The 24,215-nt window shown below is 61.8% G+C and carries 16 protein-coding genes and 4 pseudogenes; 10 read left to right on the plus strand and 10 right to left on the minus strand.

Translation table 11 applies throughout. The features are described 5' to 3' along the window. Positions 1 to 2: 2 nt before the first annotated feature. Complete coding sequence (locus tag EDE12_RS15685) at positions 3 to 1,124, minus strand: ABC transporter permease (RefSeq protein ID WP_036290037.1); 1,122 nt, start codon at positions 1,122 to 1,124, stop codon at positions 3 to 5. A 31-nt stretch (positions 1,125 to 1,155) separates the two neighbouring features. Continuing rightward, entirely contained in the window at positions 1,156 to 2,268 is a 1,113-nt protein-coding gene (locus EDE12_RS15690) for a BMP family ABC transporter substrate-binding protein (protein ID WP_024882085.1), read from the minus strand. 271 nt (positions 2,269 to 2,539) lie between these two features. On the opposite strand from EDE12_RS15690, the gene EDE12_RS15695 reads away from it, so the two are divergent. Next, entirely contained in the window at positions 2,540 to 3,175 is a 636-nt protein-coding gene (locus EDE12_RS15695) for a GntR family transcriptional regulator (RefSeq protein WP_036290093.1), read from the plus strand. A 209-nt stretch (positions 3,176 to 3,384) separates the two neighbouring features. Then, positions 3,385 to 3,747: pseudogene (locus EDE12_RS15700) on the plus strand (IS6 family transposase); the annotation flags it as partial. A gap of 72 nt (positions 3,748 to 3,819) precedes the next feature. On the opposite strand, the pseudogene EDE12_RS15705 reads toward EDE12_RS15700, so the two are convergent. Continuing rightward, positions 3,820 to 4,112 (minus strand): annotated as a pseudogene (locus tag EDE12_RS15705) (transposase); the annotation flags it as partial. A gap of 102 nt (positions 4,113 to 4,214) precedes the next feature. Between EDE12_RS15705 and EDE12_RS15710 the strand changes: the two are divergent. Continuing rightward, positions 4,215 to 4,673 carry a DDE-type integrase/transposase/recombinase gene (locus EDE12_RS15710; RefSeq protein ID WP_083967391.1) on the plus strand — a complete coding sequence of 153 codons (459 nt, stop codon included), beginning with the start codon at positions 4,215 to 4,217 and terminating at the stop codon, positions 4,671 to 4,673. 33 nt (positions 4,674 to 4,706) lie between these two features. Here EDE12_RS15710 and EDE12_RS15715 read toward each other — a convergent pair whose 3' ends face one another. The 3 genes from EDE12_RS15715 to EDE12_RS15725 are packed head-to-tail and all read right to left on the minus strand — an operon-like array spanning position 4,707 to position 8,120. Further along, a complete protein-coding gene (locus EDE12_RS15715) occupies positions 4,707 to 6,035 on the minus strand; it encodes an AGE family epimerase/isomerase (RefSeq protein WP_083967390.1) in 1,329 nt (442 codons plus the stop codon). Continuing rightward, on the minus strand, positions 5,974 to 7,209 hold the full coding sequence (locus tag EDE12_RS15720) for an HAD-IIIA family hydrolase (RefSeq protein ID WP_026597719.1): 1,236 nt from the start codon (positions 7,207 to 7,209) through the stop codon (positions 5,974 to 5,976). The genes EDE12_RS15715 and EDE12_RS15720 overlap by 62 nt, the downstream gene beginning before the upstream one ends. Before the next feature lie 38 nt (positions 7,210 to 7,247). After that, entirely contained in the window at positions 7,248 to 8,120 is an 873-nt protein-coding gene (locus EDE12_RS15725) for a hypothetical protein (RefSeq protein WP_024882079.1), read from the minus strand. A 331-nt stretch (positions 8,121 to 8,451) separates the two neighbouring features. On the opposite strand from EDE12_RS15725, the gene EDE12_RS15730 reads away from it, so the two are divergent. From EDE12_RS15730 to EDE12_RS15740, 3 genes are read left to right on the plus strand one after another with little or no spacing between them, the layout of a single operon-like run. Further along, positions 8,452 to 9,729 (plus strand): glycosyltransferase, encoded by a 1,278-nt coding sequence (locus tag EDE12_RS15730; RefSeq protein ID WP_245275698.1) that lies wholly within the window; start codon positions 8,452 to 8,454, stop codon positions 9,727 to 9,729. Then, complete coding sequence (locus tag EDE12_RS15735) at positions 9,726 to 10,991, plus strand: glycosyltransferase (RefSeq protein ID WP_051465594.1); 1,266 nt, start codon at positions 9,726 to 9,728, stop codon at positions 10,989 to 10,991. The genes EDE12_RS15730 and EDE12_RS15735 overlap by 4 nt, the downstream gene beginning before the upstream one ends. Continuing rightward, entirely contained in the window at positions 10,988 to 12,085 is a 1,098-nt protein-coding gene (locus EDE12_RS15740; RefSeq protein WP_198029856.1) for a GHMP kinase, read from the plus strand. The genes EDE12_RS15735 and EDE12_RS15740 overlap by 4 nt, the downstream gene beginning before the upstream one ends. Before the next feature lie 59 nt (positions 12,086 to 12,144). On the opposite strand, the gene EDE12_RS15745 is transcribed toward EDE12_RS15740, so the two are convergent. Both EDE12_RS15745 and EDE12_RS15750 read right to left on the minus strand, forming a co-directional pair. Continuing rightward, complete coding sequence (locus EDE12_RS15745; RefSeq protein ID WP_036290034.1) at positions 12,145 to 13,458, minus strand: ATP-binding protein; 1,314 nt, start codon at positions 13,456 to 13,458, stop codon at positions 12,145 to 12,147. Continuing rightward, positions 13,455 to 14,165: a response regulator transcription factor gene (locus EDE12_RS15750; RefSeq protein ID WP_026597716.1), complete on the minus strand. Its 711-nt coding sequence runs from the start codon at positions 14,163 to 14,165 to the stop codon at positions 13,455 to 13,457. The genes EDE12_RS15745 and EDE12_RS15750 overlap by 4 nt, the downstream gene beginning before the upstream one ends. Positions 14,166 to 14,534: 369 nt before the next feature. Between EDE12_RS15750 and EDE12_RS15755 the strand changes: the two genes are divergently transcribed. Genes EDE12_RS15755 through EDE12_RS15770 form a run of 4 tightly spaced genes read left to right on the plus strand, consistent with a single transcriptional unit; the run spans position 14,535 to position 23,378 of the window. Further along, positions 14,535 to 15,623, plus strand: coding sequence for an MdtA/MuxA family multidrug efflux RND transporter periplasmic adaptor subunit (locus EDE12_RS15755; RefSeq protein ID WP_280949676.1), 1,089 nt, complete (start codon positions 14,535 to 14,537; stop codon positions 15,621 to 15,623). Beyond that, positions 15,620 to 18,721: an efflux RND transporter permease subunit gene (locus tag EDE12_RS15760; protein WP_026597715.1), complete on the plus strand. Its 3,102-nt coding sequence runs from the start codon at positions 15,620 to 15,622 to the stop codon at positions 18,719 to 18,721. Before EDE12_RS15755 ends, EDE12_RS15760 begins: the two co-directional genes overlap by 4 nt. Further along, the gene (locus EDE12_RS15765; protein ID WP_026597714.1) at positions 18,718 to 21,987 is read left to right on the plus strand and encodes an efflux RND transporter permease subunit; all 3,270 of its coding nucleotides are present in this window, start codon (positions 18,718 to 18,720) and stop codon (positions 21,985 to 21,987) included. The genes EDE12_RS15760 and EDE12_RS15765 overlap by 4 nt, the downstream gene beginning before the upstream one ends. Continuing rightward, positions 21,984 to 23,378, plus strand: coding sequence for an efflux transporter outer membrane subunit (locus EDE12_RS15770; protein WP_051592307.1), 1,395 nt, complete (start codon positions 21,984 to 21,986; stop codon positions 23,376 to 23,378). The genes EDE12_RS15765 and EDE12_RS15770 overlap by 4 nt, the downstream gene beginning before the upstream one ends. Positions 23,379 to 23,470: 92 nt before the next feature. On the opposite strand, the pseudogene EDE12_RS22260 reads toward EDE12_RS15770, so the two are convergent. Next, a pseudogene (locus tag EDE12_RS22260) lies at positions 23,471 to 23,873 on the minus strand (hypothetical protein); the annotation flags it as partial. Between the two features lie 81 nt (positions 23,874 to 23,954). Then, positions 23,955 to 24,095: pseudogene (locus EDE12_RS22265) on the minus strand (IS6 family transposase); the annotation flags it as partial. Positions 24,096 to 24,215: the final 120 nt, after the last annotated feature.

The following is a 24,215-nucleotide window of genomic DNA, read 5'->3' on the forward strand; positions in this document are numbered from 1 at the left end:
CGTCAGCCTTTCCGCGCCCAGCGCTCGGGCGTAAAAATATGGAATCGCCCGTAGAGCGTCTCGGCGAATAGAACGACGATGAAGACCATGCCTTGCAGGACGAGGATCGTGGCGTCCGGCAGCTCCATGCGGCGCTGGATGAGCCCTCCAGCGGCGCCGACTCCGCCGAGCAGCATGGCCACGGGAATGATCGCGAGCGGATTTTGCCGCGCGAGAAAGGCGACGAGGATGCCCGTGTAGCCATAGCCGGAGGCGAGCGACGCATTGGCGGCGCCATGGACTGCGGCGACTTCGATCATTCCGCAGAGGCCCGCAGCGGCGCCCGCGAGCGCGCAGAAGGCGACGATCAGCGCGCCGACCGGCAATCCCTGTATGCGCGCGGCGCGCAGGTTTCCGCCGGAAATTCGTGCGGCGAAGCCCCAGGAGGTCTTCTCGATCAGGACGGAAGCGAGAAAGCAGCAAGCAATGCCGACGGCCAATCCCCAATGCACATCGGTTCCCGGAATGGCGCCGATGCGGTCTGCGTCCGGCAGCGGGGCGGTGGACGGCTTGTTGAGCGAAGCGGAATCTCGCAAAGGGCCTTCGACGAGATGATTCATGAGCGCGATCGCGATATAGGCCATCAGCAGGCCGGAGATCGTCTCATTGACGGCGCGGTAATGACGGAGAGCGCCGATCGCGCCGATCCAAGCGCCGCCGGCCGCCATGCCGGCGAGGGCCATGGCCGCGATGACGAGCGGCGCCGGCGCCGATGAGAGAGCCGAGCCTGTCGCCGCGGCGGCGACGCCGCCGAGCGCGATAGCGCCTTCGCCGCCGATGATGAGAAGCCCGAGCCGCGCCGGAAGAGCGACGCAAAGTCCGGCGAGTAGCAGAGGCGCTGTGCGCGACAACATGTTCTGGACGGAGAACCAGCTGCCGAAGCCGCCGCGCCATAGCAGCTCGAAAAATTGCGCCGGCGATTTGTCCAGCGTCAAAAGAAGCAGGCTGAACAGCCCGCAGCCCGCGAGCAAGGAGGCGGCGACGATGACGAGCGGCTCGGCTCGGCGAGCGATCCAGGCGCGCTCCGTCGCAAAGTCGCGGCGCTCGCCTCGTCTCGCCGGGTCGTCGGTGATCGTCTCGGTCATGTCGTCCGCTCCATGCGCGCCCGAGGCCAGGTCAGGAGATCGCCCCGATGACGCCTTCGACGAGATAATTCATGCTCTCGAGCTCGACGGCGGTCTCGAGATATTTCTTGCCCGCGGGCACGACCAGCGCGCCCTTGTTGTCCTTCAGCGGGCCGGCGACGATCGCGTAGCCGCCCTTGGTCATTTCGGCCTTTTTCGCCTCGAATTGCCGCCTCGCCGCATCCGGCGCCATGGCGCCGAGGGGGCTCGTCTTGACGAAGCCCTCCGCGAGGCCGCCGCGCGTGAAATTCGGCAAAGGCTGGCCGGCCAAAAATTTCTCGACATATGTTTTATAGACTGTCGCCCAGTTCCATTCGGCGCCGGTCAAATAGCGCTCTGGCGCGAGCGGACGTTGGTCCGCGTGATAGCCGCAGACATAGGCGCCGCGCGCAGCCGCCGTCTGAACGACGACCTTGGGGCTGTCGACATGGCAGGTGACGACATCGACGCCCTGATCGAGCAAAGCGTTGGCCGCTTCCGCTTCTTTGACCGCGAGCGACCACTCTCCTGTGAAGATCACCCTGCAGGTGATGTCGGGATCGACGGAGCGCGCGCCGAGCAAAAAGGAATTGATGTTGAGAAGCACCTGCGGAATCGGCTTGGCGGCGACAAAGCCGAGCTTCTTGGTCTTCGTCATATGGCCGGCGACGACGCCATTCAGATATTGGCAGGAGCCGATATAGCCGAAATAGGAGCCAGCATTTTTCGGATTCTTGTCGGTCCACAGTCCCCCGCAGTGGCGGAACTCCGTCTGGGGATATTTGCTCGCGGCCTGCAGCACGAAGGGATTGAAATAGCCGAAGGACGTCGGAAACAGCAGCGACGCGCCCTCGAGATTGATCATCGACTCCATCGTCTTGACGACGTCGATCGTCTCCGGGACCTTCTCTTCCTCTATGACGGTGACGCCACGCAGCTTCTTCACCGCCGCGGCGCCCTCGGCATGCGCCTGATTATATCCATAGTCGTCCTTCGGGCCGACATAGATGAAGCCGATCGTCACGGTCGCCGCGGCCGCGGGCCGCGCGCCCAGCGCCGAAGCCGCCAGCCCCGCCGCTGCGCCCTGGAGGAGATGCCGCCTGTCGAAAATCATGCGTCGCGTCATGGAGAGCTCCTTTCCGCCCCGCGGCGGCTCTGCAATGTGTATGCAATTGATAGTCCATACGCAGAAATCTAATTGTTTCAATAACTGTAATAAGTTATAACTTACTCACTGCCCTATCATTCGGCATTTGCATGCAGTTTATGCCGAAGATTTGGTCATCAGCGCACGGAAGCGGCGATGGAGGATCGGCTCATTGTCATCGGAAGAGGAGCAGGCGAGACCGAGCGAAAGCCGACGGAAGCTCGTGCGCGCGGGCACGACCGTCGACCAGATGGTGCGGGCCATTTCGGATCGCATCGTCACCGGCGGCATGCATCCGGGCGAAAAGCTGGACGAAGCTTCGCTGGCCGACCGTTACAAGGTGTCGCGCACGCCGGTGCGCGAGGCGTTGAACCGACTCTCGGCCATGGGTCTCGTCGAACGTCGTCCCAATCGCGGCGCCATCGTCGCCGTCGTCTCGCGCGCGCATCTCGCATCCATGTTCGAGAGCATGGCCGAACTCGAAGCGATCTGCGCTCGCTTTTGCGCCGAACGCATGACCGAACAAGAGCGCCGCACGCTGGAGATCGAGCATAGAGCCGCCGCCGAGCTTGTCGCGCGAGAGGCGGAAGCCGACTATGAGCTCTTCAATTCGGACTTCCACACGCGTCTCTATCGCGGCGCGCATTCGCCGCATATGTGCGAGCTCGCTTCGCAGACGCGTCGCCGGTTGGCGCCGTTCCGTCGCGCGCAATTTCGGTTCGACGGGCGGTTGCAAAAATCCTGGCGCGAGCACGACCGCATCGTCCAGTCGATACTCGCGCGCGACGCGGCGGCCGCCGGATCGGCCGCCCGAGATCATTTGACCGTCGTCGGCGCGGCGAGCGTGATTTTCGTCAACGACGATGTGATCGCCACGAACTCTTGAGCAGGCCCGATTAAAAGACAACGCGACACGGGAATACGACCGCCGCTTCCGCCACCACACGTAGACCCCGGTAACCGAAAGCGATGTGACCGAAAGGCCACTGGTGAAGATGAAGAGCCTGTAGGGAAGACCGAAGGGCTCTGTCGCGAATTTTTCTCGCGGGTCCGTTGGGGCTATGATCGCCGGGCTGGGGCAGGCTGAATAGTCCGATGATCGATTTCAAGGGCAGCCATTTTGAACGCGACGTGATCCTATGGGGCGTCCGGTGGTATGTGGCGTATCCGATGAGCTATCGTCAGCTCGAGGAAATGATGGATGAGCGAGGCGCCGAAGTCGCCCATTCCACGCTCAACCGCTGGGTCGTCAAGTATGCGCCTTTGCTGAAGAAACAGTTCCGTGCTCGCAAGCGCGCGATCGGATCCAGCTGGCGTCTCGATGAGACCTACGTGAAAGTCAAAGGCTGCTGGAAATATCTCTATCGGGCGGTCGACAAGGCGGGCGCGACGGTGGATTTCCTGCTGACAGCCAAGAGGGACCGCAAAGCTGCGTTGCGCTTCTTACGCAAGGCGATCGGCCGGCATGGCGGGTTTGTCGTAAATTTTTTGTCGCGGGTCATTTTGGGCTATGACCTCCGGCATCAAGCACTTCAGGCCGTCGACCACGGCGATCAGTATGTCGCCGACGCAGCGGTTTTTCAGCTCGTTCATCCCCCCAAGCCAAAATTTGGCGCCCTCCGCGGTTTCGATCCAAAGCCCCAAAATGTCCTTCGTTCCGTCTGCCGTGACGCCGAACGCGAGATAGACCGCCTTGTTCCGAACCAAGCCCTCATCGCGGATTTCACGCGCAGCACGTCGAAGAAGACCAAGGGATACATCGCCTCGAGCGGCCGGTTCCGCCATTCGGCGACGGTCTCCAGCACGGCGTCGATGACCGTCGACCAAGCCACCCTTGGAAAAAACCTCCTTCGGATCGCGTCCCGACAACAATTGGTCCAATGTGTCCTTCTTAATCGCAATAGCTCGCCTCCTGCGGTTCTACTATGGCCTCACACACAAGATTCCTGACAGTCCCGGACTTTTTGCTGCACGCGAAGCAAGATGTCGCCGCCGCCAAAGCGTGTTTCCGTGGCGCGTTCGCGCGCCACGGACCGCCGCCGCGCAAAATCAGGCTCGACGGATATCAGGCGTCACATCGGGCGGCGCGTGAGGTTCTCGCACAGCATCGTCGCGGCGCGCCGACTCGAATTCGATCTTCGAAATACCTGAATAACCGAATTGAACAGGATCACCGATCCACCAAGCTTCGTTTGGGGCCGATGCTCGGGCTCGAGCGATTCCGACATGCGGCGATCACCATCGTCGGCGTCGAGCTCATGCATCGCATCAGAAAGGGGCGATCCGCGCTGAGCAGATCTAGAACCGCCGGGACGACTGCGCCGAAATCTGGAGTGCGGTGCTCGCTGCCTGATCCTAACGAACTGCCTGACCCCATCGCGTAGCTATCGGCAAAAATTGCACGGAAACCGCTTTAGTCATCGCCGCCAAGGTGGTGCGCCGGCGCTTTCCGAAGCGTCAACAGCGCAACAGATATGATAGAGCGAACTCGCAGGAGCAAAATCGTTCTTCACGCATCCGTGGGCGTCGAATTCATCGATCCAGCTGCCCGAGAGAGCTGGCTCGAGAAACCGTTCGTGCATCGCGTCCAGGAAGTCCTTCGCCGTCGGGCCGCAGAAACGCTCCTGTCGCGCACTCATCACCAAGGCGGCCTTTGCCGCCTCCGTATAAAACCAGAGGCGCGTCGAACGATCCACGGCTCCGCCAATCGTCCCGCGCGCGAAGATTTCGCAGTTGGAGTCGACGCCAACGTGCAGCGCCGTGTCCCAGAGTCGATCCAAAGCGTTCGCCAGATCGAACCGTTGCAATTTTTCGTAGCGATCCAATAGCCAGATCCACTCGAAGTGATGGCCGGGCTCGAAAGGAAAGTGAGGGCTGTCGAGGGGACGCCATTCATTGTCGAAAAACTCGACGACGACCGAGCCTTGACTTTGAAGAAAGCGCGCAAAGAACAGGTCGCGCACTGCCGTCGCGCGTTCGAAATAGCTCGATCTTTTTGTCGCATCGAAAAGCGCAAGTAGCGCCTCCAGCAAATGCATGTGCGGATTTTGACGACGGTGGCCGCGGGAGTCCGGGAGCGTCTCGATATATCCACCATGCGCCGAGGCCATGTATCCGTCCAGGAAATCCAGTGTCTTATCCGCTAGCGCAATATAGGCGCGATCCTGTGTCGTCTCATAGGCCGTCGCCAAGCCTAGCAGGACGAACGCATGCGTATAGAGATCGCGACGACTATCGACGACTGCGCCGTCACGCGCGACAGAAAACGCCCAGCCACGCGCGCCATCGACGCCGTAATATCGCCTGACCATCGAATCGGCCGCCCGCGAGACCAAGTCCTCGCTGTCCGAAAGCCAGCCGTTTCTATGCGCTGTCCCAAAAGCGTAAATCTGGCGAGCTTGCACCATAGCTCGCCTCGGCGTGTCGAGCAGAGGCTCTCCTCGAGAGGAGAGACGTTCGACAAACGAATCCGTATCCCGATCCCATCCGACCGACGACCATAAGGGAAGAGCTTTCTCCTTCAACCAGGCGCAGACGGAGCACGGCGCCACCACTCTCGTCATATCATTCCTCTCGGGTTCGTGACGTTCGGCGTAGGCGAATAGACTTGCGCGCGATCGACGCATGTCGACGGTAGGTTCTCTGAGCCGCCGGGCGAGCACGTCTCCACGCCGATCGGCGCCCCTACGATTTCGCGCGAGCATGACGCTCGGCAACACGCTCGATCTCCGGTCGTATAGACTCATAGAGATCGCCCCCTGGGAACAATAGTCCTCGGATCCCTGCACGCCGCGCCGCCTCTACGTCACTTTCTTTGTCGCCAACGAGAAAACTCATAGCGACGTCGATCGGCCAGTCTTCCAATGCCTGCAGGATCATGCCCGGATTGGGCTTACGATCTGGATGATCCGGGTGCCGCCATTCGATATCGATGGCTTCGGGGTGGTAGGGGCAGAAATAGAACGCGTCGATGTGCGCGCCCGCCGCAGCGAGCTGCTCGGACATGGCCGTATGAAAGCGTTGGACATCCTCGATGCGAAAGAGCCCGCGCCCAACGCCCGATTGATTGGTGACCACGATGACCAAGCCCCCCGAGTCATTGACGCAACGAATGGCTTCAATGGCGCCCGGAATCCAATCGAACTCCTCCGCACGATGGCTATAGCCAAAATCGCGATTGAGCACCCCGTCGCGGTCAAAGAACACGGCAGGACGACGTCGAGCGGAAAGGTCACGACGCGCTTCGAAGAGAGAGTCTGGCGTTCCGATATCGATGAAATAGCCTTCGAACTCTGCCCCGGCCAGCGTGCGCGCTTTCGCGAGTCGAGGATAAACGTTCAACTCCATCGAGCTCGGCCACTCTCCGACGCAGCCTAATATCTCCCGTCGAAACACGCCGACGCCGCCATTGATCAACGCCGCCCCGGCGCCACACTGCTTTTCGTGAAAGGCGACGACATATCCATTCTCCGTTACCACGCTGCCGTAACGGCTCGCATTCGATGTCCGACGGAGCGCGAGCGCGCCCATGAGGTTTGGATCGCTCTCTATCAACGCCGTGAGCCGCCGCAAATTGACGTCGAACAGCGTATCGCCATTCACCAGCAAAAAAATCGGGTCGAGCAATGGCTCCGCATTCTTCAATGCGCCCGCTGTTCCCGCCGGAACGCTCTCGACGATCACACGGACAGCCGCTCCGTGAATGGAGCGGCCATCGTAGCGCTGCGCTATTTTGTCGGCCAAATGTCCCGCGAGCAATAGAATATCCTGGAACCCGTGGCGAGCGATTTCGAACAGCAGAAGGTCGAGAAACACCATATCTTCGTCGATGGCCATGAGCGGCTTCGGAGTTGCGGCCGCTAAGGCGCCGAGACGAGTTCCCTTGCCGCCGACCAATATTACCGCCTGTTTCGTCACCATCGCGCCGCGAACCTCTCGTCTGGGCATTCCATCGAAGGTCAGGTCGTTCGCTTCTGAAATTTGGACCAGGCCGCTTTCGAAAGCTCTTTCCAGGCGCCAGCGAATATATCGTGTGACGGAAGAGAGAGCGCTCCCGCCCAATGCGCCAGATAAATCTCTTTGCCATCGGGATCGAGCGGCTTGCCATCTCGGAAGGTGATTCCGGGCGCCTTGTAGAAATTCTCATGCGAAGCATTGTCGACGCAATGTGGCAATAGCGCCGTCTTCAACCCACGCCGATGCACGACAAAATTCATCAGAGGCTGCGCGAACAGCTGACCTCGCTTGCGAATGTCGTGAAACATCTCGACGTCGCTGTCGATCGTTGCGAGAACATCGGAAAGCGTGAGGAAGCGGCTCGACGTCACCCAAAATCCGTCGTTGAATAAGAGAGCGTCGTCCAAGAAGGCGTGTCTTTTTCGATTCTCGTTGTAGACATAGTCGAAGCTCGGCGATGCGACGATGAACTCGACCTTCCCCCTTTCGAGCCGACCGAAAACCGGCCTCAGATCCCGAAAAAGGATCACATCGACGTCCACGTAGGCGACCTCGTCGAGAGGCAGTACGAGCGCCTGCAGCTTACGAAGCCGGCGTCGATTCGCGTTGAAGATCCCGGGATAGAGTTGATAGGACAATCGATCGATTTCAACCGGCTCGCTTTCGACAATCGTCGCGCCATATAGTTCCGCCGCGCGTTTGGTTAGAGACATATTGTCATCGTAGGGGATGAGATAGAGCGGAAGCGAGGAGTTCGTGACGCTATAGCTCTCCAAGAACGGTAGCAACCAATCGATCACTTTGTCATTGGCGACAATCGAGACTCCATATCGTCGGTCGGCGGCGGGCGATTGATCGAACTCGGTCTCGTTCATCTGTAGTTCCGTATCCTATGCGGACGAATATCCCATTTGATCGACGCCAGGAATCGCGGCTCGAAATTGCCGCTGCGTTCCAACCGCGAAAGCCCCGACGTTCGAGTAGAGGGTACGCCGCGCGATGCATCCGTCACACCAATTTCAGCTGAAGCAGAAAGTCCTGCGTATGGCGAAATTAAGACTGCATCCCGAAACAATGTCGCGCTTTTCCGACTCTCTACAAGATGTCGCTTTTAACTCGAATGCGACATCATCTGGAAACACAGTTCCCCGGCTAAGGCGCTAAAGGGGCGCGGGTGGCAGTTCCAAAGAAGGCTTCTTGAACGACATGCCGCGCTTCGAGAGAACGAACAATCCGAGCCCCACCCGGTTATTCGGCCGGAAGCTCGATGGGAAAACGGTCGCCATCGTTCATCCAGCTTGGTCGTCATGTGGAACCTATCGCGTCATTTGCGCCCAGGCCCTGGCCTATCGCGCGCTCGGCGCGCGCGTCCTGTCGATCGCTCTGATGGATGCGCCGACCGCCCAGGCGCCTCGCGGAAAGCGGTGGCGGAAGTATTTGAGCGAAACTCACGATCTGCCGGTCGACGAGCGCTATTTTTCCGGTCCGCCCACTCGAAGCTTGGCGAGCCTCTCCTTGCTCAAAGACGGATGGTGGCCGCTCATCCACGGGGACCAAGCGTCGTGGCTGATCGAGCTCGTCGAGCGGACGCCATTACCCAACGGCCTCGACGACGAAGCGATCGACCTGGTTCACGCCAATCACTTCTTCACATTGCCGTTCGTGCGGCGATTGGTAGGAAAACGTCGAGCGCCCGTGGTTCTCGAGACGCATGACGTCCAAGCCTCTCAATTCCTGCTTCGTAACCGAGATGGGTTCTTTATTTCCCCGCAAATTGGATTCGACGCGCTTCTCGCTATCGAGCTCGAGTGGATGAGAACAGCGGACATTTGCGTGCATCTCAATTACGAAGAGTGCGAGCTGTTCGAGCGCTTGCTGCCGCAAATGCGTCATGCGCTCGTCTACCCTGCGGTTCCGCCGGCGGCGCAATCGCGAAGGAGCGAGAGGATCATAGCTGTCGCGAGCGGACACTATCCGAACTATCTTGGAATCAAATGGCTGTTGGAGGAGGTTCTGCCTCTGGCGCCGCAGGTTTCGATCGACATCGTCGGCGATATCGATCAAGTGATCAAAGCCCGCGACAAGCGACTGTACGACGCATATCGACATCTATTTTTGGGTCGCGTGCCGGAGATCGAGTGGGTCTATGAACGCGCAGCCTGCGTTTTGCTGCCCACACTGGGAGGATTCGGGCTGTCGATCAGGACGGTGGAAGCTCTTTCCAGCGGTGCGCCCCTGATTGCGACGCCGCTTGCATTTCGTGGCCTGAATGTCGATTTGCAAGAGATTCGCAACGTCACCGTCGCCGCGGATGCGCCGAGCTTCGCCGCTGCGATGCGGCACGTTCATGCGCGCTCGAGCTGCGGCGATGGCGTCACGCCGAATTGCACGAGCGACACCCGCCGCTTTTTCGATCGAGTGTTCGGTTTCGATGCTTATGTCGAGGCGCTCTCGGGAATAGCTGCAGAGATGTTAGTCGCATGAACCAGTCCTTCTTCTTCCGTCCGGCGCACTCGGCGTCACTCGTCGACAAGGAAGTGGCCGTGGTGCATCCGGCGTGGCATTCCTGCGGAAGCTACCAGTCGATCCTCGGTCAAATCGCCGCGTATCGTGCAATGGGCGCACATGTTTCGACTATCGCGGTCAGCACCGATCCCGGTTTCGTTCCCGGCCGCTCCTGGATATGGCGGTCCTACCTCGAGTCGACGTCGGAACTCGAAAGCGATGCGCGCTTCGTCGGCGGCGCCCCCCTCCGCACGGTTTTGCACCCCAAATTCCTTCGCGATGCCGTTTGGCCGTATGCGCATGGCAATCAGGCAATCATCCGCACGGCTCTTGCGGAGCGAGCGCTGTTCTCCAAAGATCTCGAGAGACGATCGTTCGATCTCGTGCACTGCAATCACTTTTTTTTGATGCCTGTGGCCGTGCGTCTCTCCCGGGGACGCTCGCCTATTCTTCTCGACAGTCACGATCTGCAAGCGCGTCAATTCATGCTGATGAATACGAAGATCGGGTGGCTGCGTCCACATGCGAGCTACGAGTCGATGCTCGCAGTCGAGCTCGAGAGCATGCGGCGCGCCGATCTGCTCTTGCATGTGAATGTGGAAGAGCACGAAGCTTTCGCGCTACTGCTTCCGGAGAAGCGCCATGCTCTCCTCTACCCGGCAGGTCCAGAGGCGCCGGTCGGCCCGGGTGGCGATGACATCGTCATCGTAGCGAGCAACAATACCGCCAATGTCGAAAGCGTCGTCTGGTTTCTGCGGCAGGTTGCGCCGAAGATCGCGGGGATCAACATCAGAATCGTCGGCAATGTCGATAGCGGCGTGCGATCGGAAGCGCCCGAGGAGTTCGGACGCTATCGCGATTGGTTCGTCGGACGCGTGGACGATGTCCGAAGCGTCTATGGAACCGCTCGCCTCGTTCTTCTACCGATGGTCCAGGGCTTCGGGCTGTCGATCAAAACGCTGGAAGCGATGGCGAGCGGATTGCCAATGATCGCGACCTCCGCCGCTCTACGTGGAATGCACGATGACGCCGCCTCTCTCGGAGAGGTGACAGTCGCCGACGACCCGGAGGCATTCGCACATGCGCTGCGGGAAAAAGCGCGAGAACGCAGTCCGTCAGAAGCGCAGCGACGAATGAGCGGGGTGAGAGCCTATTACGACGCGAATTTCTCCTTGTCGGTCTATGAACGAAATCTCGAGGCTCTGGTGGCATCGACCCTGGGGAACGGATGTCAGCCATGAAATCTCTCGCTAACGGCTCAGACCTCCTTCGGCCCGGAATACGCAGCGTCCAGGCGACGGCCGTCTCGACCATTCGTTCGCGCGCGCCATTGCGCTTGGGGTTCGGTGGCGGCGGCACGGATCTTTCGCCATTTTGCGATTTGCATGGCGGCGCGGTGTTGAACTGCACGATCGATCGCTACGCATATTGCTATGTCACTCCGCGGAACGATATGAAGGTGATCTTCGACGCGCGCGACAAGGGGGTAACCGAATGCCACGCGTTCGGTACGCCGATCGACAGCTCGTTTGGTTTGCGGCTCCATAGAGGGATATTCAATCGATTTCTCGAGGATGGCGTCCTATCGCGATCTACAGGCGTCACCATAGTGACGACGGCGGATGCGCTCGCAGGTTCTGGGCTCGGAACGTCGTCCGCGCTCGTCGTCGCTATGTGCGAGGCAATGCGGGAATATGCGGGCGCGCCGCTCGGACGTTACGAGCTGGCGCATTTGGCGTTCGAGATCGAGCGTCGAGAGCTTCGGCTCGCAGGCGGCAAGCAGGATCAATATTCGGCCGCCTTCGGAGGGGTCAATTTCATCGAATTCTTCGACCAGGATCGCGTGATCGTGAATCCGCTGCGCGTGCATAGGAATATCTTGCTGGAGCTCGAAGCGTCGCTGGTGATTTGCTTTACCGGGCTGTCCCGAGATTCCGACGCGATCATCGACGCCCAGATCAGCAGAATCGTGTCGAAGGACGCTGGCGTCGTCGAAGCAATGCTGTCGCTCAAAGAGGCGGCGTTCGCGATGAAGCGCGCATTGCTCGCAGGTGATTTATGTGCTTTTGGAGACACGTTGAATCGGTCTTGGCTGTCGAAGAAAAGCACCGCTGCAACGATTTCGAACGATCTCATCGAGCGACTGCTGAAGATCGGGCATGACGCCGGCGCCTATGCCTGTAAGGTGTCGGGAGCCGGTGGAGGAGGTTTCCTTTTGTTCATGACGCCGCCCGAGCGCAAGTCGGAACTGATCGGTGCGCTCAATGTTGCCGGCGGGGAAGCGACACCGGTGCGTTTGACCGAAGATGGCGTCGAGGCTTGGACGCAGCCTTGAGATAACGACTTCCGCCGGTCCTGACGGCGTCGCGGCTCGTCGCGCGGCGGTCGCACCCACTAGATCGGAAATACAATTCTGGCGATGAGGCCGTGCGGCTCGCGGTGGCGGAGGTCGAGCCGGCCCCGATGCGCTTCGACGATTTCTTTGACGATAGAAAGTCCGAGGCCGACGCTTCCGGGCCGCGCGGAGCGCGAAGGGTCGAGGCGAACGAAAGGTTCGAGAATTTCCTCGATGCGTCCGGCAGGAACGCCGGGACCGTCATCGGCCACGTCTAGCACGATGCGAGTTCCGTCCGTCGAAGCGGAAACGTCGACGCGATTGCCGAAATGAATGGCATTTTCGATCAGATTGGTCAGGGCGCGATTGATCGCGTTGGGTCGACAGAAAAAGCGAATGTCGGCGCCGCCTTCATAAGCGATCCGGGCTCCCGTTTCTTCGAATTCGTCACACAAGGTCGACAAAAGAGCGCCGAGATCGAGCCATTCCTTCTCTTCCTCGTCGAAGGCGCCGTTGAGAAAGGAGAGTGTCGAGGCGACCATCGAATGCATCAGATCGACATCGCGCAGAAGCTTGCTTCTGAGACTTTCCATTTTTCCAGCTTGCAGCTGTAGGCGCATGCGCGTGAGAGGCGTCCTGAGGTCATGCCCGACAGCCGCGAGCATGCGCGTGCGTTCGCTCATAGAGCGCATGACGCGCTCCTGCATCAGATTGAAGGCTCTCGCCGCGCGTCGTATTTCCAGCGGCCCCTCTTCCTGGATGGGCTCCAGCGTGATCTCGCGTCCGAAGGCGTCGGCCTTGTCGGCGAGACGACGCAACGGTCCGGTGACGCGCCAAACGGCCCAAGCGGACAATGCGGCGAGCGCGACGCAGAGAAACAGCAGGGCTCCCACGAGCGGAAAAGTGAGCCACGGAAAATATTGTGCTCCCGGGTTGCCGGTTCGGACCTCCAGCGTTCGTCCATTCAATGGTAACAGCGCTTGAAGATCGGTCACCGGGTCGCCGGAGCCGCAAGAGCGGACAGTCGGTTCGGAAAGAGCATGGTCGAATTTCGATCGCAGCGCCGATTGGAGATTCTGAGCGTCCTTGTCGTTGCCGTCGCAAATGACCGGCGCGGACGTCAATTGGACGACGAAATCACTTCGGCGCGCGCGGGCGACGATAGCCGCACGCGCATCCTCCGGCGCTCCGAGGACGCTCTCGAAGAGGAACGCGATTCGATAGGCGCTCGGCCAAGGCCATGGCGGCGGCGGAGGGAGATTGGTGTTGATGGTCGACAGAATGGCGAGGAAGAGAAAGAAGGTCGTCGCGGAAGACACGGCGATGATCGCAATGATCTGACCGAGCGTCGTCGCGAAGAAGCGCTGAATCATTCGATCGAGACTTCCGGCTGGAAAGCGTATCCATCCGCGCGCACCGTATGGATGACATCGGTGAACGGATCGTCGCCAGAAAGCTTGCGGCGAAGACGGCTGACAAGGAGATCGACAGATCGCGGCGCAATGGCGAAACCTTCGCCACGCGAGAGATTTATCAGCTCCTCTCGTGAGAGAATTCGGCGCGTGTTCCGGCAGAACACCAGCAGCAGATCGGTCTCGGCGCCGGTGAGTGGCACGCGCAAGCCGGTTGGCGAGCGCAGGAAGCGGCGCTGCGGATGGAAGGCATAGCCGGAAAAGCGCAAGACCAGCTCCGCGTCGAAACGTTCGCCGACCGGTGGGCGGCGAAGCACGGCTCGAATACGCGCCAGCAGCTCGCGAAGATCGAAAGGCTTGCCGACATAATCGTCGGCGCCGAGCTCCAACCCGACGACTTTGTCGACCGGCTCGCTCAGCGCCGTCAGCATGATGATGCGCGGGCCGCCAGACAAACGCAGGCTGCGGCAGAACTCGAATCCATCCGCGCCCGGCAGCATGACGTCGAGGAGAACGAGATCGATTTCCTCCCGCGCCAGGATCGGCCCGGCTTCCTCGGAGCTGCCGCAAGCCATGGCGACGAAGCCCTTGGCTTGCAGAAAGCTGGCGAGAAGATCGCGTATCTCGAGATCGTCTTCGACAATGAGGATGTTGTGGGTCTTGTTCAACGCTACTTCGGACTCCCGAGACCGCGCGCCGAGGTCGCCGAGGCGACACACATGGATAGGCGCGTTAGGGCCGATCGGCAATATTCGACCTGTGTCGATACTGACACATTGCGTGAAAATATCAAATAAACAAGCAATTAGTTGAGAACTGCCGAGGCTTGGTTTCATATGTGGGCCGATGACCGGGCAGCGTCGCCTCGGCCTTGGGTTTCGCCCGTTCTCATGGAAAAGCGCCTCTCATTCTACAGAACTTCCGATCGCCCGGCCCGTGCGATCGGAGCGACTGCTCGCCGGTGGCTGAGCCCGATCGTGGCGTTCGCCGTCATCGCGGGGATTGTGCTTCTGCGAGCGCCATGGAAAAGCCCCGGCATGGGCGCGCCTGGCGGCCTCCCCCCGGTAGGGTCCCCGGGCCTCGCATCCGCCCAATCGGTCTCCGTCGCGACCGTGACGAAAGGCGATGTGCCGATCATTCTCACATCGCTCGGCACATTGACCTCGATCGCGACGACGACTGTCAAATCGCAGATCAGCGGCTACCTCACCGAAATCCATTTCCACGAGGGGCAGATGGTGGAGAAGGGCGAGCTGCTCGTCCAGATCGATCCTCGCCCCTATGAAGCGACGCTCGCCCAATACCAAGGGCAGCTCGAGAAGGATCAGGCGCTGCTCGACAATGCGCGTCTCGATCTGCAACGCTACCAACGTCTGATAAAACAGGATTCGACATCCAAGCAGACGGTCGACACCGCAGCGGCCACGGTCCGCCAATATGAGGGGATCGTGCGCAGCGACCAGGGGCAGGTCGACGCGCAAAAGCTGAACCTCGCCTATTGTCGTATCGTTTCGCCGATCCGAGGCCGCGTGGGACTGCGCCAGACCGACCTCGGCAATTACGTCACGCCTGCGGATACGAACGGCTTGGTGGTCGTCACTCAGGTCGATCCGATCTCGGTCGTCTTCACCTTGCCGGAAGAGAGCTTGCGCAAGCTCATGAAGCGTTTGCGCGAAGGCGCGCGTCCGGCCGTGACGGCCTATGACCGCGCCTTTGCGGAAAAGCTCGCCGTCGGCGTTCTCGACGCGGTGGACAATCAGATCGACACGAGCACCGGAACCGTCAAGCTCCGCGCCTTGTTCGAGAACGCCGACGGCTCGCTGTTTCCCAATCAATTCGTCAATGTCGAGCTGCTGCTCGACACTCAGCGCGACGTGATCGTCGCGCCCGCGGCCGCCATGCGCGCCGGCGCGCCGGGGACCTTCGTCTATCTCGTCAACCCCGACGACACGGTTTCCGTGCGCAAGATATCGACCGGTGCGACCGCCAGCGGAAGCGTCGTGATCCTGTCCGGTCTGGCGCCGGGCGATCGCGTGGTCGTCGAAGGCGCCGATCGCCTGAGCGAGGGCGCGAAAATTTGCATCCCCGGCGCGCAGTCGGCGCGCTTGGGTCTGGCGCTCCCATGAATCCGTCGCGCTTGTTCATTCTGCGGCCGGTGGCGACGACGCTACTCATGACGGCCTTGCTCTTCGTCGGCGTCGTCGCCTGGCGTTATCTTCCCCTCTCTGCGCTTCCGACCGTCGAATATCCGACGATCCAGGTGCAGACCTTCTATCCGGGCGCCAGTCCGGAGGTCATGACCTCCGCCGTCACGGCGCCGCTCGAGAAACAGCTGGGGCAGATGGCGAGCCTGCGTCAGATGTCCTCGAAGTCCTCGGCCGGCGCCTCCGTCATCACGCTACAATTCGATCTGTCGCTGTCGCTCGATATCGCCGAGCAGGAGGTGCAGGCGGCGATCAACGCCGCGACGAATCTGTTGCCGAGCGATCTCCCGACGCCGCCCGTCTACGCCAAGATCAATCCGGCCGACGCTCCGATTCTCGTCATCGCCGTGACTTCGCCGACGACGCCGCTGATCGAGCTCCAGACGCTCGCAGACACAAGGCTCGCGCAAAAGATCTCGCAGCTCGCTGGCGTCGGCCTCGTGACGCTCGCGGGCGGCCACAAGCCGGCGGTTCGCGTGCGCGCCGATATTCGCGCCTTATCGGCGCATGGGCTCAACATCGACGATCTGCGCACGACGCTCGGCAATATCAATGTCAACACGCCGAAGGGCACGCTCGACGGAGCGCGTCGCTCCTATACGATCGACGCCAACGATCAGATTCAAGATCCGCGCGATTATCTCGATTCGGTGATCGCCTATAAGAACGGCCGTCCTGTCAGGCTCGCGGATGTCGCGAAGGTCGAGCGGGACGCGGAGAACACGCAGCTGCGGGCCTGGGTGAATACGACGCCGGCGATTCTGCTCAATGTCCAACGCCAGCCCGGCGCCAATGTCATCGATGTCGTCGACGCAGTCAAAGCGTTGCTGCCGCAGCTGACAGGCGGTCTCCCTTCCTCGGTTCGAGCCGAGGTTCTGGTCGATCGCACCACCACGATCCGCGCCTCGATCGCCGACGTCGAATTCGAGCTCGTCCTCGCGATCGCCCTCGTCGTGATGGTGATCTTCCTATTCTTGCGCAATCTGCGCGCGACCCTCATTCCGAGCCTTTCGGTTCCGCTTTCGCTCGTCGGAGCATTCGCCGCAATGTATCTGTGGCGATTCAGCCTCGACAATCTCTCCTTGATGGCGCTGACCATAGCGACGGGCTTTGTCGTCGACGATGCGATCGTCGTCATCGAGAACATCAGCCGTCACATAGAAGCCGGCATGCGCCCCTTCGACGCGGCGCTGAAAGGCTCGCGAGAGATCGCCTTTACCATCGTCTCCTTGACCGTCTCCTTGCTCGCCGTGCTGATCCCACTTTTCTTCATGAGCGACATGATCGGCCGTCTGTTCTATGAGCTCTCGGTGACGCTCGCCTCGGCGATCGTCATTTCGGCCGTCGTGTCCTTGACTTTCGTCCCGATGATGTGCGCGCGGCTCTTGCGCGAGCGGCCCATGCAGTCAGAAGCGCGCGCTAGCGACAGGGGATGGTTCGATTCTCTGCTCGCCGGTTACGACCGAGCGCTCGCTGTCTCCCTCGATCATCAAAATGTGACGCTCGCCGTCGCCGTCGCCACTCTTGTCCTGACGGCCGCGCTCGCTCTTGTCGCGCCGAAGGGGTTCTTTCCGGTACAGGACACGGGCGTCATCCAAGGCGTCACCGAGGCGGCGCAGTCCATCTCCTTTGCACGCATGAGCGAGCTGCAGACCGATCTCGCCAAGGCGGTCCTCGAAGACAAGGATGTCGCCGGCCTATCCTCCTTCATCGGGATCGGCGGCGACAACACGACGCTCAACAGGGGCCGCATGCAGATCATTCTGCGTCCCAAATCCGAGCGACGCCTGTCGGCGCGCCAGATCATCCGCCGCATTCGAGAGCATGTCGCCAAGGTCGCTGGCGTCGCGCTCTACATGCAACCGGCGCAGGACCTCACCGTGGAGACCGACGTCAGCGCGACGCAATATCAATTCATTCTCGACAACCCCTCGTCGACTGAGCTCGGCGCCTGGACGCCGAAGCTCGTCGCCGAGCTTCGCAAGGCCTCCGGGCTGGTGGATGTCACCAGCGACCTCCAGGACGACGGCCTCGCTGCGATGATCGAGGTCGATCGCGCGACGGCGGCGCGCTTGGGCATCACTCTGGCGACGATCGACAACGCGCTCTACGACAGTTTCGGCCAGCGCATCGTCAGCACGATCTTCACGCAAGCCAACCAGATGCGCGTCATTCTCGAGGCCGATCCCGACCTTCGTCGCGGACTCGACACTTTCGATTCGATCTATCTGCCCTCGGGGACGGCGACCAGCGGACAGGCGCCGCTCTCCGCCATGGCGCGCGTCGTCGTCGGCCGCAAGCCGGTCCTGATCGGGCATTTTGCGCAATTTCCGGCGACGACGATCTCCTTCAATCTCGCGAGCGGCGCGTCGTTGGGCGAGGCGATCACGGCGGTCGAGAACGCCGAGCACGCGATCGGCTTACCGGCGAGCTTCGGGACGCATTTTCAAGGCGCGACCGCCGCCTTCCGATCTTCCTTGACCAATGAATTCTATCTGGTGCTCGCCGCCGTTCTCGTCATGTATGTCGTGCTCGGCGTGCTCTATGAGAGCTTCGTCCATCCTCTGACGATCCTTTCCACTCTCCCTTCGGCCGCCCTCGGCGCGCTGCTGGCCTTGGCGATCACCGGCTCCGATCTCGACGTCATCGCCATCATCGCGATCATTCTCCTGATCGGCATCGTCAAAAAGAATGCGATCATGATGATCGATTTCGCCATCGTCGCAGAGCGCGACGAGGGCCTGCCGCCGCGCGAGGCCATTCGCCGCGCCTGCCTTCTGCGCTTCCGGCCGATCCTGATGACGACGATGGTCGCGCTGATCTCCGCCGCGCCTATGGCGCTCGGCTCCGGCAATGGCTCGGAGCTGCGCCAGCCGCTCGGCGTCGCCATGATCGGCGGCCTCGCCGTCAGCCAATTGCTGACCCTCTTCACGACGCCCGCGGTCTATCTCGCCTTCGATCGATTGGCCGCACGATTGCGAGGACGTTTCGGCGCAGAGCGGCGGGAGAGCCTCACATGAGCATGGCGGCCCTCTTCGTCGGCCGCCCCGTCGCGACGACGCTGCTCACGCTCGCGATCGCCGTCTCCGGACTACTCGCCTTCGGAACTCTGTCGGTCGCCCCGCTTCCCAAGGTCGACTTCCCGACCATAATGGTGCAGGCGCAAATGCCGGGCGCGAGCCCGGAGACGATGGCGGCCACTGTGGCGGCGCCGCTCGAGCGGCGCCTCGGCCAGATCGCCGACGTCGCCGAAATGACGTCCGAGAACGCCGTGGGCTCGACGCGAGTCATTCTTCAGTTCGGTCTCGATCGCGACATCAATGGCGCGGCGCGCGATGTCGAGGCCGCGATCAACGCCGCGCGCGTCGATCTTCCGACAGCGCTGCGCGCCAAGCCGACCTATCGCCGATTCAATCCGGCCGAGGCGCCGATCCTGATCCTGGCGCTCACCTCCAAGACGCTCACGCCCGGTCAGCTCTACGACAGCGCGGCGACCGTTCTTCAGCAGCGCCTTCTCCAGGTCGATGGTATTGGCAATATCGATGTCGGCGGCAGCTCTCTCCCAGCCGTGCGCGTCGATCTCGATCCCCGGGCTCTGTTCGACTACGGGATCGCCATGGAGGAGATCCGGGCTGCGCTCTCGGCCGCGAACGCCAATAGCGCCAAAGGCGCGATCGACGAGGGCGAGCGCCGCTTCCAGCTCTATGCGAATGATCAGGCCACGCGCGCTCGCGACTATGCCGATCTCGTCGTCGCCTATCGCGACGGCCGGCCCGTGCTTCTGCACGATATCGCAAAAGTCGAAGACTCAGTCGAGAATGTTCGCAACATCAGCTATGTCAACGACAAATCCGCGGTCGTAATGATCCTGTTCAAGCAGCCGGGCGGCAATATCGTCGAGATCGTCGATCGCGTGAAGAGCTTGCTGCCGCAGCTGCGCGCCGCTTTGCCCGGCGATATAGAGCTGAGCCTTTCCGGCGACCGCAGCGTCACCATACGCTCGTCGCTCGCTCATGCCGAGCAATCTCTCGTTATCGCATTGGCGCTCGTGGTGCTCGTCGTCTTCGTCTTTCTGCGCAGCGCGCAGGCGACGCTGATCCCCGCGGTGACTGTGCCCGTGTCGATCCTCGGGTCCTTCGCCGTGATGAAATTTTGTGATTACAGTCTCGACAATCTTTCGTTGATGGCGCTGACGATCGCCACCGGCTTCGTCGTCGACGATTCGATCGTCGTCCTCGAGAACATCGCGCGGCACAGGGAGGCCGGCGCCTCGCGCATAGAGGCCGCCATTCGCGGGGCCGGCGAAGTGAGCTTCACCGTGGTCTCGATGAGCGTCTCCCTCGTCGCCGTGTTTCTGCCGATCCTTCTCATGGGCGGCCTCGTCGGTCGACTGTTCCGGGAATTCGCGATCGTGCTGTCGATCGCGATCGGCGTGTCCCTGCTGCTCGCGCTCACGGCGACGCCGATGCTATGCGCGCTCTTCCTCGCGGGAAAGGACGACCGCCCCGCAGGCCGTCTCGCGCGCGCGACCGGCGCCGCGCTCGACGGCCTGCGTCACGGTTATGATCTTTCTCTGCGCGGCGCGCTCGCCCATCCACGCCTCGTCCTCTTCTCTTTGCTTCTGACTGTGGGCTTCAATATTTTCCTTTTCGCCGTGGCGCCGAAGAGCCTATTTCCGCTCGAGGACGGCGGATTGTTGATGGGCGGGGTCCGCGCCGATCAGAGCATCTCCTTCGACGCGATGCGTCTCGAGGTCGAGCAGACGCTCGCGATCATGCGGGCCGATCCCGCCGTCGAGACGGTGACTGCCTCCATCGGGGACGGCGCCGTCAATCAAGCGCGAATGTTCACGACGCTCAAGCCGCTCGAAGAGCGGCGAGACTCGGCCTTCGCGGTCATGGCGCGATTGCGCCCCAAGCTCGCGGCTATTCCCGGCGCCGATGTGATGATGTTTCCGCGGCAGGAGCTGTTTCTCGGCGGCCGCATGAGCTTCGCGCAATTCCAATACACGCTGCTCTCCGACGACGCCGCCACGCTTCGGAGCTGGGCGCCGAAGCTCTATGCGGCGATGAAGCAGCAATCAGCGCTCGTCGACGTCACATCCGATCAACAGATCGGCGGCCTCGAAACCAAGGTCGTGATCGATCGCGCGACGGCGGCGCGCTATGGCGTGACGCCAGACGTCATCGACGCGACGCTCTACGACGCCTTCGGGCAGCGGCAGGTATCGACCATCTACCAGGAACAAAATCAATATCACGTCGTCATGGGAATCGCGCCGCGCTATCTGCAGGACCCTTCCTCGCTCGAGCAAATCTATGTCAGCACCTCGGGAGCGACCGCGAGCGGAACGACCTCCACCAACGCCACCTACGGCACCGTCTCCGTCGCGTCCTCGCAGCCGACGTCCGTGATCGCCCCGGCGCGCAACAAGGCGACCAATTCGATCGCCACGAGCAGCGGTGGCCGTGCGTCGAGCGCGGCCGCCGTCAGCTCCAGCCGCGCAGCCATGATTCCGATCAGCGCCTTCGCGCGTCTCGAGCCATCGACGACGCCTGTCCAGATCAACCACCAGGGCCAGGCCGTCGCAACGACGATCTCATTCAATCTCGCGCCGGGCGCGACGCTCGCCGACGCGACCGCGGCCGTCGACAAGGCGGTCGGCGACATTCATCTGCCGAACGCGATCCACGGCGCCTTCGGCGGCTCTGCCGGGGCGTCCCAATCGCTCATTGGAACCATGCCTCTATTGATCGGAGCGGCGCTCCTCGCCGTCTATGCCGTGCTCGGAATTCTCTACGAGAGCTATGTGCATCCACTGACGATCCTTTCGACGCTTCCCTCCGCGGGCGTCGGCGCCGTGCTCGCATTGATCCTCGCCGGCGTGGATTTCAGCGTCATCGCGCTCATCGGCGTGTTCCTGCTGATCGGCATCGTCAAGAAGAACGCGATAATGATCGTCGATTTCGCTCTGCAAGCCGAGCGCGACGGGCTGTCGCCGGCGGAAGCGGTTCATCGCGCCTGCCTCGCGCGCTTTCGTCCCATCATGATGACGACTTTCGCCGCTCTGCTCGGCGCCGTGCCGCTCGTGCTCGATCACGGCGTCGGGGCGGAGCTGCGGCGTCCGCTCGGCGTCTCGATCATCGGGGGGCTGATCGTCAGCCAATTTCTGACGCTCTATACGACGCCCGTCGTCTATCTCTATCTCGGACGGCTTTCGCTGTGGTCGCACCGGCTCTGGCGGCGCGCCTTTCCGGGATCGAGCGTCGCGGAGCTCGCGGAATGAGGCGTCCATCTATGTTCTTCGGGCTCTGCGGCGCCGTCATGTCGCTTCAGGGCTGTTTGATGGTCGGTCCCGATTATGTGCGGCCAGAGGTCGTCGCGCCCGGCGCATTCAAAGAGGCGCCGAAAGGCTGGAAATTCGCCGAGCCGGCCGACGGCGCCGATCGCGGCTCTTGGTGGCGCGTATTCGAGGACCCGATCCTCGACGCGCTCGTTCCACAGGTCGCGATCGACAATCAGAATTTGAAGGCCTATGAGGCGGCCTATCGCCAAGCGCTCGCCGTGGCGCGGGAGGATCGGTCGAGCCTATTCCCGAGCGTGTCGACCAGCGTGTCTTCGACGCGCGCGCGCAGTTCCGGATCGATCGCCACGACACAGAATGCGCAAGGCACGGCGAGCTGGGAGATCGATCTCTGGGGAAAGATCCGCCGGCAGATCGAGAGCGCCGAAGCGGGCGCGGGAGCGAGCGCCGCGGAACTCGCCGATCTCACGCTTTCCGCGCAAGCGACGCTCGTCACCGATTACTTCGCGCTGCGCTACCAGGACTCGCTGGCGCGGCTGCTGAACGAGACGGTGAACGCCTATGAGCGGAGCCTGACGATCACACAAAACCAATATGCGGCGGGCGTCGCCTCGCAGTCGGATGTGATCACCGCGCAGACCCAGCTCGAGACGACACGCGCCTCGGCGATTGGCGCGGAAGTCTTGCGCGCCCAATATGAGCATGCGATCGCCTTGCTGACCGGCAAGGCTCCGTCCGCCCTGTCGATTCCGCGCGGGGAGCTGCCGCGCGCCGTCCCGACGCCCCCCGCCGCGCTTCCGTCGTCCCTGCTCGAGCGTCGGCCGGATATCGCCGCGGCGGAACGCAAGATGGAACAGCAGAATGCGCTGATCGGCGTCGCAATCGCGGCCTATTTCCCCACCATCGACCTCACCGCCGCCGCCGGCTATGCCGGCGCTTCGCCGCTGGTCTCGGCCAGCAACGCCGCCTGGTCGCTGGCGGCGAGCGGCAGTCGGCTGCTGATCGACGGCGGCGCGCGGGAGGCGACGGTCGACGCCGCCCGAGCGTCATATGAGCAGAGCGTCGCCAATTATCGTCAGACAGTGCTCGCGGCCTTCCAGGCGGTGGAGGATCAACTTTCAAATCTTCGTATCCTCGCGCGACAATCCGCGGCGCAGGCGGCAGCGGTTCGAGTCGCGCGGCACGCGGTGGAGATCTCGCTCAACCAATATAAAGCCGGCGCCTCGGCCTATACGGCAGTGGTCACGGCGCAAGCCGCCGCGCTCGCCAATGAAGAGACCGAGCTGCAAATTCGGCAGAGCCGGCTCGCGGCGAGCGCAAATCTGATGAAAGCGCTCGGAGGGGGCTGGAGCGCCGTGCTCTCGGAGCGTTGAGCAAAACTTTGGAGATTGGGAGAGGCGGGCCTTTGCATAGAGCCCGGCGCGATCGCGGCTTATGATCTCGATAGTGGGACGCCATGGCGTGAGCACATCGACTCGAAACCAGCGCGGGCGCCAGGCGGCCAACCTCGTTCACGGCCGATCTCTGTGAACATGTAGGCGCACCCTGGGAAGAAAGCGTCCTTGGCGGCCTGGTCGGTGTCGCCGACGAAGCCCATAGCGTGAACGCCGATCTGGAGCGTCTCGTCCGCATGGCCGGCGCGGCGACCCGCCTGCCGATGGAGATCGACGAGCGGGCGGAAGCGCCGGAAGCGCCGCGTCGAGAAATTCTTCGCGATGATGTTCGCCGACGCCGAACACATCGAGTCCGACGCGGTCGTCGATCTCCGCTTCGTCGAGCAGACACGCCATCCGCTTGGCGGCCGATATGATTTTCCCCGTCGCAGGATCGGGGATGATCGCCGCGAAGCTGTCGACGCCGATTTCCATGTCGCTTCCTTTGAAAATCAGCTGCGCGGGACAGCGCGTCGGCCCCTCGCGATGCTTTTCGACGAGAAACCTGTCGAAAAGCAGCGTGGAATGGTCGACTTCGACGCCTCGCTCTTCCATCATTTCCTCGAGTTGACGATAGCTCATCGGATACGCCACATACCACCGGACGCCTCACAGGATCACGTCGCGTTCAAAATGGCTGCCCTTGAAATCGATCATCGGACTATTCCGCCTGCCCCACGCCCGGCGATCATAGCCCCAACGGACCCGCGAGAAAAATTCGCGACAGAGCCATGAAAAAAGCTTGACGCATTTTACCACCCGCAAACGTCTATACCT

The organism is Methylosinus sp. sav-2 (assembly GCF_004366495.1).
Taxonomy (GTDB): Bacteria; Pseudomonadota; Alphaproteobacteria; order Rhizobiales; family Beijerinckiaceae; genus Methylosinus.